The following is a 15,821-nucleotide window of genomic DNA, read 5'->3' on the forward strand; positions in this document are numbered from 1 at the left end:
ATTTTTATTTGGATAATCAAATATTTACTCCGTATTTGCATAAAAACCATGCGAGTTACGGGCCTATAAGCCAGGCGAGATATGATCTATATCAATTTCTCATCTATAATGCTTTGTTAGTATCTCGTCGCCGACTTAATAAAGAGAGAGTTAGTGTGAAAGCTGACAACCCTTTTGATCTTTTACTTCCTGCTGCAATGGCCAAAGTGGCCGAAGAGGCGGGTGTCTATAAAGCAACGAAACATCCGCTTAAGACTTTCTATCTGGCGATTACCGCCGGTGTTTTCATCTCAATCGCATTCGTCTTCTATATCACAGCAACTACTGGCACAGGCACAATGCCCTTCGGCATGGCAAAACTGGTTGGCGGCATTTGCTTCTCTCTGGGGCTGATTCTTTGTGTTGTCTGCGGAGCCGATCTCTTTACTTCCACAGTGTTGATTGTTGTTGCTAAGGCGAGTGGGCGCATCACCTGGGGTCAGTTGGCTAAAAACTGGCTAAATGTCTATTTTGGCAACTTGGTCGGCGCACTGCTGTTTGTACTTTTAATGTGGCTTTCCGGCGAGTATATGACCGCAAATGGTCAATGGGGACTAAACGTCCTACAAACCGCCGACCACAAAGTGCACCATACTTTTATTGAGGCCGTCTGCCTTGGTATCCTGGCAAACCTGATGGTATGTCTGGCAGTATGGATGAGTTATTCTGGCCGCAGCCTGATGGACAAAGCGTTTATCATGGTGCTGCCGGTCGCGATGTTTGTTGCCAGCGGTTTTGAGCACAGTATCGCAAACATGTTTATGATCCCGATGGGTATTGTAATCCGCGACTTCGCATCTCCGGAATTCTGGACCGCTGTCGGTTCTGCACCGGAAAATTTTTCTCACCTGACCGTGATGAACTTCATCACTGATAACCTGATTCCGGTTACGATCGGTAATATTATCGGCGGTGGTTTGTTGGTTGGGTTGACATACTGGGTCATTTACCTGCGTGAAAACGATCACCATTAATGGTTGTCGAAGTACGCAGTAAATAAAAAATCCACTTAAGAAGGTAGGTGTTACATGTCCGAGCTTAATGAAAAGTTAGCCACAGCCTGGGAAGGTTTTACCAAAGGTGACTGGCAGAATGAAGTAAACGTCCGTGACTTCATTCAGAAAAACTACACTCCGTACGAGGGTGACGAGTCCTTCCTGGCTGGCGCTACTGAAGCGACCACCACCCTGTGGGACAAAGTAATGGAAGGCGTTAAACTGGAAAACCGCACTCACGCGCCAGTTGACTTTGACACCGCTGTTGCTTCCACCATCACCTCTCACGACGCTGGCTACATCAACAAAGCGTTGGAAAAAGTTGTTGGTCTGCAGACTGAAGCTCCGCTGAAACGTGCTCTTATCCCGTTCGGTGGTATCAAAATGATCGAAGGTTCCTGCAAAGCGTACAACCGCGAACTGGACCCGATGATCAAAAAAATCTTCACTGAATACCGTAAAACTCACAACCAGGGCGTGTTCGACGTTTACACTCCGGACATCCTGCGTTGCCGTAAATCCGGTGTTCTGACCGGTCTGCCAGATGCTTATGGCCGTGGCCGTATCATCGGTGACTACCGTCGCGTTGCGCTGTACGGTATCGACTACCTGATGAAAGACAAATACGCTCAGTTCACCTCTCTGCAGGCTGATCTGGAAAACGGCGTAAACCTGGAACAGACTATCCGTCTGCGCGAAGAAATCGCTGAACAGCACCGCGCTCTGGGTCAGATGAAAGAAATGGCTGCGAAATACGGCTACGACATCTCTGGTCCGGCTACCAACGCTCAGGAAGCTATCCAGTGGACTTACTTCGGCTACCTGGCTGCTGTTAAGTCTCAGAACGGTGCTGCAATGTCCTTCGGTCGTACCTCCACCTTCCTGGATGTGTACATCGAACGTGACCTGAAAGCTGGCAAGATCACCGAACAAGAAGCGCAGGAAATGGTTGACCACCTGGTCATGAAACTGCGTATGGTTCGCTTCCTGCGTACTCCGGAATACGATGAACTGTTCTCTGGCGACCCGATCTGGGCAACCGAATCTATCGGTGGTATGGGCCTCGACGGTCGTACCCTGGTTACCAAAAATAGCTTCCGTTTCCTGAACACCCTGTACACCATGGGTCCGTCTCCGGAACCGAACATGACCATTCTGTGGTCTGAAAAACTGCCGCTGAACTTCAAGAAATTCGCCGCTAAAGTGTCCATCGACACCTCTTCTCTGCAGTATGAGAACGATGACCTGATGCGTCCGGACTTCAACAACGATGACTACGCTATCGCTTGCTGCGTAAGCCCGATGATCGTTGGTAAACAAATGCAGTTCTTCGGTGCGCGTGCAAACCTGGCGAAAACCATGCTGTACGCAATCAACGGCGGCGTTGACGAAAAACTGAAAATGCAGGTTGGTCCGAAGTCTGAACCGATCAAAGGCGATCTCCTGAACTACGATGAAGTGATGGAGCGCATGGATCACTTCATGGACTGGCTGGCTAAACAGTACATCACTGCACTGAACATCATTCACTACATGCACGACAAGTACAGCTACGAAGCCTCTCTGATGGCGCTGCACGACCGTGACGTTATCCGCACCATGGCGTGTGGTATCGCTGGTCTGTCCGTTGCTGCTGACTCCCTGTCTGCAATCAAATATGCGAAAGTTAAACCGATTCGTGACGAAGACGGTCTGGCTATCGACTTCGAAATCGAAGGCGAATACCCGCAGTTTGGTAACAACGATCCGCGTGTAGATGACCTGGCTGTTGACCTGGTAGAACGTTTCATGAAGAAAATTCAGAAACTGCACACCTACCGTGACGCTATCCCGACTCAGTCTGTTCTGACCATCACGTCTAACGTTGTGTATGGTAAGAAAACTGGTAACACCCCAGACGGTCGTCGTGCTGGCGCGCCGTTCGGACCGGGTGCTAACCCGATGCACGGTCGTGACCAGAAAGGTGCTGTAGCGTCTCTGACTTCCGTTGCTAAACTGCCGTTTGCTTACGCTAAAGATGGTATCTCCTACACCTTCTCTATCGTTCCGAACGCACTGGGTAAAGACGACGAAGTTCGTAAGACCAACCTGGCAGGTCTGATGGATGGTTACTTCCACCACGAAGCATCCATCGAAGGTGGTCAGCACCTGAACGTTAACGTGATGAACCGTGAAATGCTGCTTGACGCGATGGAAAACCCGGAAAAATATCCGCAGCTGACCATCCGTGTATCTGGCTACGCAGTACGTTTCAACTCGCTGACTAAAGAACAGCAGCAGGACGTTATTACTCGTACCTTCACTCAATCTATGTAATTAGATTTGACTGAAATCGTACAGTAAAAAGCGTACAATAAAGGCTCCACGAAAGTGGGGCCTTTTTTAGCACGAGAGCCTTTTTTGTCAGCTATCTATACTTTAAGGTGACTGCCAAAACAGACTCGACGTAGCCTTCGAGCTGCGCACCAACACGGCCTCAGATGGGCCACATCTGGAGAAACACCGCAATGTCAGTTATTGGTCGCATTCACTCCTTTGAATCCTGTGGAACCGTAGACGGCCCGGGTATTCGCTTTATCACCTTTTTCCAGGGCTGCCTGATGCGCTGCCTGTATTGTCATAACCGCGACACCTGGGACACGCATGGCGGTAAAGAAGTTACCGTTGAAGATTTGATGAAGGAAGTGGTGACCTATCGCCACTTTATGAACGCTTCCGGCGGCGGCGTTACCGCATCCGGCGGTGAAGCAATCCTGCAAGCTGAGTTTGTTCGTGACTGGTTCCGCGCCTGTAAAAAAGAAGGCATTCATACCTGTCTGGATACCAACGGTTTTGTTCGTCGTTACGATCCGGTGATTGATGAACTGCTGGAAGTAACCGACCTGGTAATGCTCGATCTCAAACAGATGAACGACGAGATCCACCAAAATCTGGTTGGAGTTTCCAACCACCGCACGCTGGAGTTCGCTAAATATCTGGCGAACAAAAATGTGAAGGTGTGGATCCGCTACGTTGTTGTCCCAGGCTGGTCTGACGATGACGATTCAGCGCATCGCCTCGGTGAATTTACCCGTGATATGGGTAACGTTGAGAAAATCGAACTTCTCCCCTACCACGAACTGGGCAAACACAAATGGGTGGCGATGGGTGAAGAATACAAACTCGATGGTGTTAAACCACCGAAGAAAGAAACCATGGAACGCGTGAAAGGCATTCTTGAGCAGTACGGTCATAAGGTAATGTTCTAATTTCCCCGTAAAGCGGCAACTTTATTGAGTTGCCGCTTTTTTATTCCGCGCTGCATAAATAATTCAGAGCTCTATTTCTAACGCCCTTACAGCACAGCTTCCAAATGTATTACCCAAACCGCCAGTATATGTCCTGCGGCTTGCGCGCATTTCTCGATTATGTAAAAACGGGTCAGATCTGCCAGAGTCAGCGTCACCGACCACAATAATTATTTACTATTCGCTTTACGCGCCAGCAGCGGGAATATCAGTCCTAATCCTACCAGCACAAACGGCGTTGCAACATTCAGCGCCAACTGGAAGGTCCACTCTGCAGTGAAGGCTTCCATTTTCGGGAAGATCCCCGTCAAACAGGCAAAGGCGGTAAAGGCAAAACACCAAATCCCGACGGTCATTGCCAGAGGCTTATTACGAATAAAGACATATTCTGGTTTATATTTCTGCGCCAGGCGAACGACTGCAATAAATGCAACAAATACCCATAAATAACGCAGCGGCATCACTACCGAGTTAAGATTCAACAGCCATTTATAGAGATTGTTCATATCACCGATGCCGAGAGTCGGCAGCATAATCAGAATTGCCACCAGCACCAGGGTCAGAAAATAGCCATTAACGGGCGTACCAGAAGCGTTGGTACGACATAAACTGGCTGGAATATATTTGCTGTCAGCATCACCTAATAGCACTTTAAGCGGGGCATCAATCGAGAATACCAGCGCAGCTACTTGTCCCAGGGTATTCGCAATGGCGTAAATCACCATTAAAGTATTACCCATGTTGTAATACTCGCCCAGCTTCTGAAAAGCGTAATATTGACCGTTAGTCATTAAGTCATCCGGGATATTACGCGAGTCAAACATCATCCCCATCGCCAGTGAGCCCAGAATGGCACAAACCGCAACCATCACCGCCAGGCATAGCATCCCTTTTGGAAATTCTTTTCCTGGGTTGCGCGTTTGATTAACGTAAGGAGAAATCTTCTCTGCTCCGCCAACCGCGAAAACCAGCATTGAAATAGTGGTAATGTAGGTAAAGTCGATATGAGGAATGAACGTTTCCCAGGTAATGTTTGTGGTCGCAATATGCACTTCAGTAATCGCAGGCGCGGTTACCGCCATCGCCACATACAGGAGCGACATAACAAACATCGCAATCCCTGCCACAGAACCGACGATTTTCAGCGATTTCATACCGCGTGAAGCAACCCACATAAAGAAGATAAACAGCACCAGCGTTAACCCCTGTAACGCTACGACTGAATATTCTTTGATTAGCGAACCGTCGCCTTTCATCGCCCAACCGAGCGCAATCAGTATTGCCTGGGGTTTTTGTGCCAGATAGGGAATATGCACCACCCAGTAGGTCCACGCGGCGAGGTAAGCCAGTCCGGGTCCCATCGTGTGTTTAATCCAGGTACTGACCCCGCCCTTCCCATCTTTGAAGGTCGAGCCTAACTGTCCAACAATTAGCGCATAAGGTGTGAAATAGAGCGCAAAGATAAACACCCATGAAAAAACAACCACCAGCCCCTGGTTGGCATAGTTATTAACAACGTTGCCAAAACCCCAGACAGTGATAAAAGACATCAGCGCAATGTTGTACCATCGCAGCTGTTTTTCCTGAACATTCCCAGCCATAGACAAATCCTTCGCCAAAATTAAAGGGGCATCTGTAAAACGAGGGATTATGCGCGGCAAATAAGAAGTGCGGAAATAGCGAAATGCAAAATTATAACCTGCTGCACATTTTATTTTTAAACGAATAAAATTTGGAAAAAAGCAAGTCAGATAGAAGAAACAAAAAAGCAGAGTGTGAAACAGTAAGTTCACACTCTGCTTGAATTCATTTACACGTGAGCAACGGGTTTCGGCGTATGACCGGCGTTGCGAAGCAGCATCAGCAAATAGATAAACGATACGCTGGCGATCATGATAAACAATAAATTATCGGAGAAATTCTGCATTAGCATAGCGGTAAATGACGGGCCAAGCAGACTTCCCACGGTATAGCTCAACAGTAAGGCCTGGTTCATCGCCACCAGTTGATGATGTTCAACTTTCTCACAAGCCCAGGCCATCGCCACCGGATATAGCGTAAAGCCAGCGGCACCGAGGATGAATAACGCTGGGGCCATCGCCGCCTGGCTAAGCATCGCGATACTGCCGAGAATGACGACAAAGACCTGAACACGCAACACCAGCAGTCGACCAAACTTATCCGCCAGACGTCCAATCGGCCATTGTCCGAGGATACCCGCACTGACCAGTACCGCCATCCAGAAACCAATGCTGGCATTGCTCACCCCTTTGTGATTGAGGTACAACGGCATCAGGCCATATAGAGATCCCAGAACGATTCCTGAGATAATGCAGCCATTCACGCCAAGCCGCGCCTGACGGAGTTTTAGCATTGACGTAATTGACGTCGAATCATGGTTTTCAGCCTGCTGATTCAGGACACGCGTAAACAACAGCGGTAAGATCCCTGCCAACGTCAAACCTGTAACCCACGGCAATACGCTCATCAGCTCGGTTGAGACTTTGCTGACCAGTAACTGGCCTAAAAACGTTCCCACGTAATAAACCATCATATACGCAGCAAGCAAACGCCCACGGTTACGTGACGTCCCACTGCACATCAGCGCGCTCTCAACGACTACCCAAATCATGGCACAGCCGACGCCCGCGACAAAACGCCACGCCAACCAGCTCCAGAAACCAATCATCAGGCCAAGGCCGGCACAGCCAGCGGCAAAAATGAAGGAGGCCAGATAATAGCTGCGGTTAAAGCCAATGCATTTAATGACATACCCTGTCAGCAATGTACCGACAAGGTTGCCGGTAAAATAGGATGAGCTGACAACGCCTACCTGCCATGTGGACATGTGTTCCTGGGCGAGCCAAAGCGGCACGAGTGTATTTAACACCGCGATCGCCAGAGTCAACAAAAGCAGGCCAGACAGCAAAAGCATGACAGGCCGGGTATACGTGGACATGAATTAAAACCGTGAGGAAGTTCAAATTTCATGCGCATCATGCCACCGCCAAAAACATTGTCAATGGGTGAAAATACGCGCATATCGCAACGGCGGTATTATCGATTTATATTACTCATTCATAACGCTAATACTGAAGAGATGATTAATCTCATCTGATTGTTTTTATTGATCTAACACAAATTTCATACGCTTCGTTCAGTCGAAAAATTTCATGGTCACAGCAAACTCATATTTCCCGTCTAAGCTTTCAGAGCAATGCATCGCGTCTGACCGATTTCAGACGTACCACTGACTCTCGAAAGGAGAAGAGGATGACCAAACCGTATGTTCGTCTTGATAAAAATGATGCTGCCGTTTTGCTTGTTGATCACCAGGCTGGTTTACTTTCCCTTGTACGGGATATCGAACCCGATAAGTTTAAAAATAACGTGCTGGCGCTGGGTGACCTGGCTAAGTATTTCAACTTACCAACTATTCTTACCACCAGTTTTGAAACCGGTCCTAACGGCCCATTAGTTCCAGAACTGAAAGCACAATTCCCCGATGCACCTTACATTGCTCGCCCGGGCAATATTAACGCCTGGGATAACGAAGATTTTGTAAAAGCAGTCAAAGCGACAGGTAAAAAACAGTTAATTATTGCCGGTGTGGTAACCGAAGTTTGCGTGGCATTCCCGGCGCTTTCAGCCATTGAAGAAGGGTTTGATGTCTTTGTTGTGACTGACGCGTCAGGGACCTTTAATGAAATTACCCGGCATTCGGCATGGGATCGCATGTCGCAAGCAGGTGCGCAATTGATGACATGGTTCGGCGTGGCTTGCGAGCTGCACCGTGACTGGCGTAATGATATTGAAGGACTGGCGACGTTGTTCTCTAACCACATTCCTGATTATCGTAATTTGATGACCAGTTATGACACGTTAACGAAGCAGAAATAAAAGAGAACCGGGGCCGAAACCCCGGTTGTTACTGATTAGCTTGCGACGGCCATCCCCACGGTCATATGCAAACCATAGAATACGCCGCGACCGATTAATTCCCCTGCCAGAAGCAGAATGAATGAGACGGATAGTAGCGGAACCGCAGGCTGATAACCTTTTAGCTGTGGTGCAATCCACAAGCACAGGGCAACGGCCAAAAGCACGATCCGCCAGGACATCAGCGCACCATAGTCCGGCACCAGCGCTGCAGCCTGCTGCACAGAACTATGAATAGTCGCCAGCTCTGCGCCCTGCATCACTGACATCACGCCACTCACTACCAGTGCAAGTACAGAAATGGCTGGCAGCAGACGCATCGCCCAGCCATCGACGCCAGCCAGACTCAGCAACAGGTAACCCAGTAACGGGCCGCCCATAAACATTGTCAGGAAGAAGCCCATCGGCGTCCAGATGCTGTACCAGGTCGGAACGGTATCAATGCTGTTATAGACACGCACCATCATCCAGACAAAGACTACGCCAAGAACCATCGTCACTACCAGCCACAGCGTACGCAATGCCGGTGACAGCTTTTTCAGCATTGCCAGCAACCAGCCGATGCCGCCTACAGCAAAAAAGATCGAACCGCTGGCGATTTCGTTACTGAGTGCTGAAGCCCCTACCCGGTTGAGCGAGTTAAAGGCGCGCATCGGTGAACCAAGATGGAGCATAGAGGCGATAAAGCCAATGCCCATCAGCACCCATAAGCCAAACATGCAGGCGATAACACGCTGCTGGGTTTCTGCTCGCAGGTCGCCTTTGAGCAGCGCCAAAGCCAGAACGATAAAACCACCCGCCACACATTGCCCGAAGACCGTGAAGATCATCAGCGGCCATTCATGCCATCCACTTCCCATCTCACACCTCCTTCGGGTTTGCCAGATAGCCAGTGGTATCCCCGGTCGGGCGGCTATTGGCATTGGGTTTGATCACAATATTCGGTTTGGTAAAGTGAGCTCGCGGCAACGGCGCAACGGCCGCCAGATCGCCATGTTTTTTACGCAGCTCGTCGATAGGGCCGAAATCCAGCGCCCGCAGCGGACAAGATTCAACACAGATCGGCTTTTTACCCTCCGCAACACGGTCATAACAACCATCGCATTTGGTCATATGGCCTTTCGTTTCGTTATATTGCGGTGCGCCATACGGGCAAGCCATATGGCAGTAGCGGCAGCCAATGCACACATCTTCATCGACCACAACAAAACCATCTTCACGTTTATGCATCGCACCGCTCGGGCAGACTTTAGTACAAGCCGGATCTTCGCAGTGGTTGCACGAAATCGACAGATAGTAGGCAAACACGTTCTGGTGCCAGACACCGTTATCTTCCTGCCAGTCGCCACCAGCATATTCATAAATGCGGCGGAAGCTGACTTCTGGCGTCAAATCTTTGTAGTCTTTACAAGCCAGCTCGCAGGTTTTGCAACCGGTGCAACGGCTGGAATCAATAAAAAATCCATACTGGGTTGTCATCGGTTACTCCTTACACCTTTTCAACCTGAACAAGGTTTGTATGTGACGGATTCCCCTTAGCGAGAGGAGACGGACGTTGAGTGGTCAGTACGTTAATACAACCACCCTTATCGACACGTTTTGCATCCGGGTCATACCAGGCACCTTCACCCAGTGCGACCACACCCGGCATCATTCGTGGCGTCACTTTCGCCTCAATATGAACCTCACCACGATCGTTAAAGATCCTGACTTTATCGCCGTTGTGGATACCGCGTTTTTGGGCATCAAGCGGGTTGATCCACATTTCCTGACGGCAAGCCGCTTTCAGCACATCAACGTTGCCGTAAGTTGAGTGAACGCGAGATTTATAGTGGAAACCTGTAAGCTGCAGCGGATACTGTTTGTTCAGCGGATCCTGATAACTTTCAAAGCCCGGCGTGTAGATCGGCAGTGGATCGATCACATCGCCTTCTGGCAATTCCCAAGTAGCGGCAATGTCAGCCAGCGCCTGCGAATAAATCTCAATTTTACCCGATGGCGTGGTCAGTGGATTTGCCTGCGGATCTTCACGGAAGGCTTTATAAGCAACGTGATGCCCTTGTGGGTCGCGCTTTTTAAAGATCCCCTGCTTGCGGAACTCTTCAAACGTTGGCAGTTCAGGAATCGCTTCCCGCGACTGGGCATACAGATGCCGCATCCACTCTTCCTGTGTACGACCTTCAGTAAACTGTTGCTCAACGCCAAGACGTTTTGCCAGTTCGCTGGTCATCTCATAGATGGTCTTACATTCAAAGCGCGGTTTAATCACCTGATCGTTGAAAATCACGTAAGACATATTCCCGCAGGATGCATCCAGCGCAAAGTCCATCTGTTCGGAAGCGGTGCAGTCAGGCAGCAGGATGTCAGCATATTTCGCCGATGAAGTCATGTGGCAGTCGATAACCACAATCAGCTCGCACTTCTTATCATCCTGGAGGATTTCATGGGTACGGTTGATTTCAGAATGCTGGTTAATCAGGCAGTTACCGGCATAGTTCCAGATCATTTTGATCGGCACATCCAGCTTATCTTTCCCGCGCACACCATCACGTAGCGCCGTCATTTCCGGGCCACGTTCAATGGCATCGGTCCACATAAACATCGAAATGCTGGTCTGGATCGGGTTTTCCAAGGTCGGCATACGGACAAACGGTAAACTGTATGAACCTTCACGCGCGCCGCTGTTCCCTCCATTAATACCAACGTTACCGGTCAGAATCGCCAGCATCGAGATAGCACGGGTTGCGATTTCACCGTTAGCGTGACGCTGCGGGCCCCATCCCTGGCTGATAAACGCCGGTTTGGTACTGCCGATTTCACGAGCCAGTTTGATGATTTTGTCTGCCGGAACACCGGTGATTTGCGAGGCCCATTCCGGTGTTTTAGCCACGCCATCTGGCCCTTCACCCAGAATATAAGCTTTATAGTGGCCATTTTTCGGCGCACTGGCTGGCAGGGTTTTCTCATCGTAGCCAACGCAATATTTATCGAGGAATGCCTGATCCACCAGGTTTTCAGTGATCATGACGTACGCCAGACCGTTAACCAGTGCGGCATCTGTTCCCGGACGAATAGGGATCCACTCATCTTCGCGCCCGGCACCGGTGTCGGTATAGCGCGGATCGATGATGATCATGCGGGCATTAGATTTCTGGCGTGCCTGTTCAAGATAGTAAGTCACCCCACCGCCACTCATTCGCGTTTCGCCAGGGTTATTACCAAACAGCACTACCAGCTTACTGTTTTCGATATCCGACGGGCTGTTGCCATCTGCCCAGCCGCCGTAGGTATAGTTCAGACCTTCCGCAATTTGCGCGGAGGAGTAGTCGCCGTAATGGTTCAGATAGCCGCCGCAGCAGTTCATCAGCCGCGCGACCAGGGTATTTCCCGGCGGCCAGGAGCGGGTCATGGTGCCACCCAGCGTACCGGTGCCATAGTTCAGATAGATGGATTCGTTGCCGTACTCTTTGATCAGGCGCTGCATATTGGTCGCGATGATGTCGTAGGCTTCTTCCCAGCTAATGCGCTCGAATTTGCCTTCACCGCGCGCCCCGACTCGTTTCATCGGATATTTCAGGCGGTCCGGATTGTAGACACGGCGACGCATGGAACGCCCACGCAGGCAGGCGCGAACCTGGTGCAGGCCGTCGTAATTGTCATCGCCGGTATTGTCCGTTTCGACATATTTGATTTCACCGTCCACGACGTGCATACGTAGCGGGCAGCGACTACCACAGTTAACTGTACAGGCGCTCCAGATAACCTTTTCGTCTGATTTTGTTGGAATGGCGCTATCGACAGCGTGCGCAATCCGACTAAAAGGTAATGTTAATGCGCTGCTGGCCATTGCCAGGCCGCCGATCGCTGTCGTTTTTACCAAACCACGGCGACTCACCTCAGCAGCCAATACCGCATCAGGGATTTTCGTTTTCATAATGGCTCACTCAAGCTTGCTCACGATTGATTCCAGTAACAAACCGTATTGTGTAATTATTTCTATAGCAGTTCGCTATATAGGCTTGTATACATCGAATAATTTGAAAATCAAAGAGATAGGTAGATTTTCACTCGAAAGTAGTATTACGTGTAAGTGAGGAGTAATTATTGTTCGGTATCAAAGGGAGACAAAAAAAGCGCCCGCAGGCGCTTTTTAGATTCAGAAAAATTGGGTATTAGCCAATATATTCCAGTCCGTTCATATACGGACGCAGAACTTCTGGTACTTCAATACGACCATCAGCCTGCTGATAGTTTTCCATAACCGCAACCAGCGTACGACCAACAGCCAGACCAGAACCGTTCAGGGTATGAACCAGACGGGTTTTCTTGTCCGACTTGCTGCGACAACGTGCCTGCATACGACGTGCCTGGAAATCCCAAACGTTGGAGCAGGAAGAGATCTCACGGTAGGTGTTCTGTGCCGGGATCCATACTTCCAGGTCGTAAGTTTTGCAAGCGCCAAAGCCCATGTCGCCAGTGCAAAGGATGATTTTACGGTACGGCAGGCCCAGCAACTGCAGGACTTTTTCTGCATGACCAGTCATCTCTTCCAGCGCCGCCATTGAGTCTTCCGGGCGCACGATCTGCACCATTTCAACTTTGTCGAACTGGTGCATACGGATCAGACCACGGGTGTCACGACCATATGAACCGGCTTCAGAACGGAAGCATGGGGTGTGGGCGGTCATCTTAATTGGCAGATCATCTTCATCGATGATTTCACCGCGCACCAGGTTAGTCAGCGGAACTTCTGCCGTTGGGATCAGCGCATAGTTACTGGTGTCTGCTTCTTCTTCCAGCGGACGAGTATGGAACAGATCGCCAGCAAATTTCGGCAGCTGACCCGTACCGTACAGCGTGTCCTGGTTAACCAGGTACGGAACATAGTTCTCACTGTAGCCATGCTGTTCGGTATGCAGATCCAGCATAAACTGCGACAGTGCGCGGTGCATGCGAGCAATCTGCCCTTTCATTACCACAAAGCGGGAACCAGTCAGCTTAACTGCAGCTGCAAAGTCGAGGCCAGAGTGCATTTCACCCAGCGTCACGTGGTCACGAACTTCAAAGTCAAACTCACGCGGGGTACCCCAGCGGCTGACTTCAACGTTGTCATTTTCGTCTTTACCTACCGGCACTTCATCTGCAGGCAGGTTAGGGATGGTCAGCGCGATATCGCGAATTTCAGCCTGTAAAGCATCCAGCTCGGCTTTTGCTGCATCCAGCTCTTCGCCCAGTTTGTTCACTTCCAGACGTAAAGGCTCGATATCTTCCCCGCGCGCTTTCGCCTGGCCAATGGATTTCGAGCGGGAGTTACGCTCCGCTTGCAGGTTTTCCGTTTTGACCTGCAATACTTTACGACGCTCTTCAAGAGCGCCCAGCTTATCTACATCCAGCTTAAAGCCCCGGCGTGCCAGTTTTTCAGCGACTGCGTCTGGCTCATTACGCAGCAGATTGGGATCGAGCATGCTTATCCTGTGCTTATCGAATTAAATGGGAGATGTGGCCACAGCCTGCGACCACAGGGATACAGTAACAACATTACCGCAACGATAACATTAACGGTAGCGTTTTATGGGGCTATTTTGATCCTGTTCAGCCAGCCAGGCGAGCTTTTCGCCAATCTTGCCTTCAAGGCCCCTGTTTGTCGGGAAATAATAGCGTGTTTGTGCTATTTCCGGCGGGAAGTAAACCTCACCGGCAGCATAAGCGTTTGCTTCATCATGAGCGTAACGATATTCCTGCCCGTAGCCCATTTCCTTCATTAATTTCGTCGGCGCATTACGCAAATGAACCGGCACGTCATAATCCGGGCGTTCGCGAGCATCGGCCAGCGCGGCTTTAAACGCAGTGTAGACAGCGTTGCTTTTTGGCGCGCAGGCCAGGTAAACAATCGCCTGAGCAATGGCGCGTTCACCTTCCGCCGGGCCAACGCGAGTAAAGCAATCCCAGGCCGCAATTGCCACCTGCATCGCCCGTGGATCGGCATTACCGACGTCTTCAGACGCAATCGCCAGACAGCGACGCGCGACATATAACGGATCGCCACCAGCGGTAATAATTCGCGCATACCAGTACAGCGCCGCATCGGGTGCGCTACCACGTACCGACTTATGCAGTGCGGAAATCAGATCGTAAAAGCGATCGCCTTTGTTATCAAAGCGGGCGCTACGTTCACCGGCGATTTCGGTCAGTAATTCAGGCTTCAGGACCCGCTTACCGCTATCATCGACTTCGGCCATATCCGCCATCATTTCCAGCGTATTTAACGCCCGGCGCGCGTCGCCATTCACCAGTTCTGCAATGGCACGTCGTGTTTCATCTGGCAGAACAATATCCTGACCACCATAGCCACGGGTTTTGTCTTCCATCGCCTGAGTTAGTACTTGCTCAATATCCTCTGTACTCAGGGATTTCAACAGATAAACACGGGCACGGGAAAGCAGTGCCGAATTAAGCTCAAACGACGGGTTTTCAGTGGTTGCGCCAATAAAAGTGATGGTGCCGTCTTCAATATGTGGCAGAAATGCATCCTGCTGGCTTTTGTTGAAACGGTGAACTTCGTCAACAAAAAGAATAGTGCGGCGACCTGCATTGCGGTTTTGCCGGGCGCGCTCGATCGCCTCGCGAATCTCTTTCACGCCAGAGGTGACGGCAGAAATACGTTCCACATCAGCGTTCGCATAGCGGGCAATCACTTCAGCGAGGGTTGTTTTGCCGGTACCCGGTGGCCCCCAGAGGATCATAGAATGTAAATGCCCGGCTTCGATAGCGCGCGGCAACGGCTTCCCCGCAGCCAGCAAATGTTGCTGACCGATATACTGTGCTAAATTTTCTGGCCGCATACGCGCGGCCAGAGGTTGAAAAGTATTATCCGAAAAATCGAGCGACAGATTGCTCACTCAGGTGCCTCTACTTACGTTGATCATCTACCGTGACGCCTTGCGGCGGGGTGAAGGTAAATTTCGCTGCATCCACAGCCCCATTTTGCTGGGATTTCAGTTGATAACTGCTGCGCTGATCGTCCTGCTCCACCGCGCTAAACTGATGGATTGTGCCATCACGTCCCACGTTAATGGTGAACTGCTTCAGATTGCCATTGCTGGCTTTCGGCGTCAGGACAAAGTCATCGCCATTCTGTTTGATATTGTACTGCTGCCAGTCGCTGGACTGGTTGCGGGCAATCAGCATAAACGGCGTATTACCGGTGGCATCTTTCAGCCAGGTTGCCGTAGCTTGCTCAACGAACGGGTTATAGAACCACAGTGTTTTACCGTCAGAAACCAGAATGCTTTCATCAGGTTGTGTCATATGCCAGTTGAATAAGTTTGGACGTTTCACCCACAGATCGCCCTGACCTTCCTGCACCGCCGCGCCGCTACCGTCAGTCACTTTTTGTGTGAAGCTGGCGTGGAAGCTGCTGACTTTATCCAGGCGGCTTTTCAGATCGCTTGCGGCATCAGCCCAAACGCTGCTTGCTACTAAGCTTGAGAGTAATGCACAGGTGATGGCAATTTTTTTCATCATTATTCCTCAAATTACGTCACTCCCGATCGGGAGTTCC

The 15,821-nt window shown here is 50.3% G+C and carries 12 protein-coding genes and 1 pseudogene; 5 read left to right on the forward strand and 8 right to left on the reverse strand.

Going from position 1 to position 15,821, the window contains the following annotated elements; translation table 11 throughout:
* Positions 1 to 155 precede the first annotated feature (155 nt).
* The 4 genes and pseudogenes from focA to OQV04_RS01925 all read left to right on the forward strand — a co-directional run.
* Positions 156 to 1,013: a formate transporter FocA gene (gene focA, locus OQV04_RS01910; RefSeq protein ID WP_000642546.1), complete on the forward strand. Its 858-nt coding sequence runs from the start codon at positions 156 to 158 to the stop codon at positions 1,011 to 1,013.
* 54 nt (positions 1,014 to 1,067) lie between these two features.
* Positions 1,068 to 3,350, forward strand: coding sequence for a formate C-acetyltransferase (pflB, locus tag OQV04_RS01915; protein ID WP_001292812.1), 2,283 nt, complete (start codon positions 1,068 to 1,070; stop codon positions 3,348 to 3,350).
* Between the two features lie 191 nt (positions 3,351 to 3,541).
* Positions 3,542 to 4,282, forward strand: coding sequence for a pyruvate formate lyase 1-activating protein (gene pflA, locus OQV04_RS01920; protein ID WP_000111043.1), 741 nt, complete (start codon positions 3,542 to 3,544; stop codon positions 4,280 to 4,282).
* A gap of 98 nt (positions 4,283 to 4,380) precedes the next feature.
* Positions 4,381 to 4,491 (forward strand): annotated as a pseudogene (locus tag OQV04_RS01925) (hypothetical protein); the annotation flags it as partial.
* Here OQV04_RS01925 and OQV04_RS01930 read toward each other — a convergent pair.
* Both OQV04_RS01930 and OQV04_RS01935 read right to left on the reverse strand, forming a co-directional pair.
* Entirely contained in the window at positions 4,492 to 5,922 is a 1,431-nt protein-coding gene (locus tag OQV04_RS01930) for an APC family permease (protein WP_000918506.1), read from the reverse strand.
* Positions 5,923 to 6,131: 209 nt separating this feature from the next.
* Positions 6,132 to 7,280 (reverse strand): MFS transporter, encoded by a 1,149-nt coding sequence (locus OQV04_RS01935; protein WP_032280639.1) that lies wholly within the window; start codon positions 7,278 to 7,280, stop codon positions 6,132 to 6,134.
* 314 nt (positions 7,281 to 7,594) lie between these two features.
* Here OQV04_RS01935 and ycaC point away from each other — a divergent pair, with 314 nt between their 5' ends.
* On the forward strand, positions 7,595 to 8,221 hold the full coding sequence (gene ycaC, locus OQV04_RS01940; protein ID WP_000165876.1) for an isochorismate family cysteine hydrolase YcaC: 627 nt from the start codon (positions 7,595 to 7,597) through the stop codon (positions 8,219 to 8,221).
* 35 nt (positions 8,222 to 8,256) lie between these two features.
* Here the strand turns inward: ycaC and dmsC are convergent, their stop codons facing one another.
* The 6 genes from dmsC to lolA all read right to left on the reverse strand — a co-directional run bounded on the left by dmsC (position 8,257) and on the right by lolA (position 15,781).
* A complete protein-coding gene (gene dmsC, locus OQV04_RS01945; protein ID WP_021574547.1) occupies positions 8,257 to 9,120 on the reverse strand; it encodes a dimethyl sulfoxide reductase anchor subunit DmsC in 864 nt (287 codons plus the stop codon).
* A 1-nt stretch (position 9,121) separates the two neighbouring features.
* Positions 9,122 to 9,739 carry a dimethylsulfoxide reductase iron-sulfur subunit DmsB gene (dmsB, locus tag OQV04_RS01950; protein ID WP_000213098.1) on the reverse strand — a complete coding sequence of 206 codons (618 nt, stop codon included), beginning with the start codon at positions 9,737 to 9,739 and terminating at the stop codon, positions 9,122 to 9,124.
* Between the two features lie 10 nt (positions 9,740 to 9,749).
* Complete coding sequence (gene dmsA, locus OQV04_RS01955) at positions 9,750 to 12,194, reverse strand: dimethylsulfoxide reductase subunit A (RefSeq protein WP_000850303.1); 2,445 nt, start codon at positions 12,192 to 12,194, stop codon at positions 9,750 to 9,752.
* A gap of 238 nt (positions 12,195 to 12,432) precedes the next feature.
* Entirely contained in the window at positions 12,433 to 13,725 is a 1,293-nt protein-coding gene (serS, locus tag OQV04_RS01960; protein ID WP_000886683.1) for a serine--tRNA ligase, read from the reverse strand.
* 90 nt (positions 13,726 to 13,815) lie between these two features.
* Positions 13,816 to 15,159, reverse strand: a complete 1,344-nt coding sequence (rarA, locus tag OQV04_RS01965; RefSeq protein WP_000067755.1) for a replication-associated recombination protein RarA — start codon at positions 15,157 to 15,159, stop codon at positions 13,816 to 13,818.
* A 10-nt stretch (positions 15,160 to 15,169) separates the two neighbouring features.
* Positions 15,170 to 15,781, reverse strand: a complete 612-nt coding sequence (gene lolA / locus OQV04_RS01970) for an outer membrane lipoprotein chaperone LolA (RefSeq protein ID WP_001295343.1) — start codon at positions 15,779 to 15,781, stop codon at positions 15,170 to 15,172.
* Positions 15,782 to 15,821 lie beyond the last annotated feature (40 nt).

The organism is Escherichia sp. Lx600-2, from assembly GCF_036662595.1.
GTDB lineage: Bacteria > Pseudomonadota > Gammaproteobacteria > Enterobacterales > Enterobacteriaceae > Escherichia > Escherichia coli.

Excerpts from the sequence above, each read along its gene's own strand:
- pflB (WP_001292812.1), top strand. The coding sequence starts at position 1,068 with ATGTCCGAGCTTAATGAAAAGTTAGCCACAGCCTGGGAAGGTTTTACC.
- pflA (WP_000111043.1), top strand. The coding sequence starts at position 3,542 with ATGTCAGTTATTGGTCGCATTCACTCCTTTGAATCCTGTGGAACCGTA.
- OQV04_RS01930 (WP_000918506.1), bottom strand. The coding sequence starts at position 5,922 with ATGGCTGGGAATGTTCAGGAAAAACAGCTGCGATGGTACAACATTGCG.
- OQV04_RS01935 (WP_032280639.1), bottom strand. The coding sequence starts at position 7,280 with ATGTCCACGTATACCCGGCCTGTCATGCTTTTGCTGTCTGGCCTGCTT.
- ycaC (WP_000165876.1), top strand. The coding sequence starts at position 7,595 with ATGACCAAACCGTATGTTCGTCTTGATAAAAATGATGCTGCCGTTTTG.
- dmsC (WP_021574547.1), bottom strand. The coding sequence starts at position 9,120 with ATGGGAAGTGGATGGCATGAATGGCCGCTGATGATCTTCACGGTCTTC.
- dmsB (WP_000213098.1), bottom strand. The coding sequence starts at position 9,739 with ATGACAACCCAGTATGGATTTTTTATTGATTCCAGCCGTTGCACCGGT.
- dmsA (WP_000850303.1), bottom strand. The coding sequence starts at position 12,194 with ATGAAAACGAAAATCCCTGATGCGGTATTGGCTGCTGAGGTGAGTCGC.
- serS (WP_000886683.1), bottom strand. The coding sequence starts at position 13,725 with ATGCTCGATCCCAATCTGCTGCGTAATGAGCCAGACGCAGTCGCTGAA.
- lolA (WP_001295343.1), bottom strand. The coding sequence starts at position 15,781 with ATGAAAAAAATTGCCATCACCTGTGCATTACTCTCAAGCTTAGTAGCA.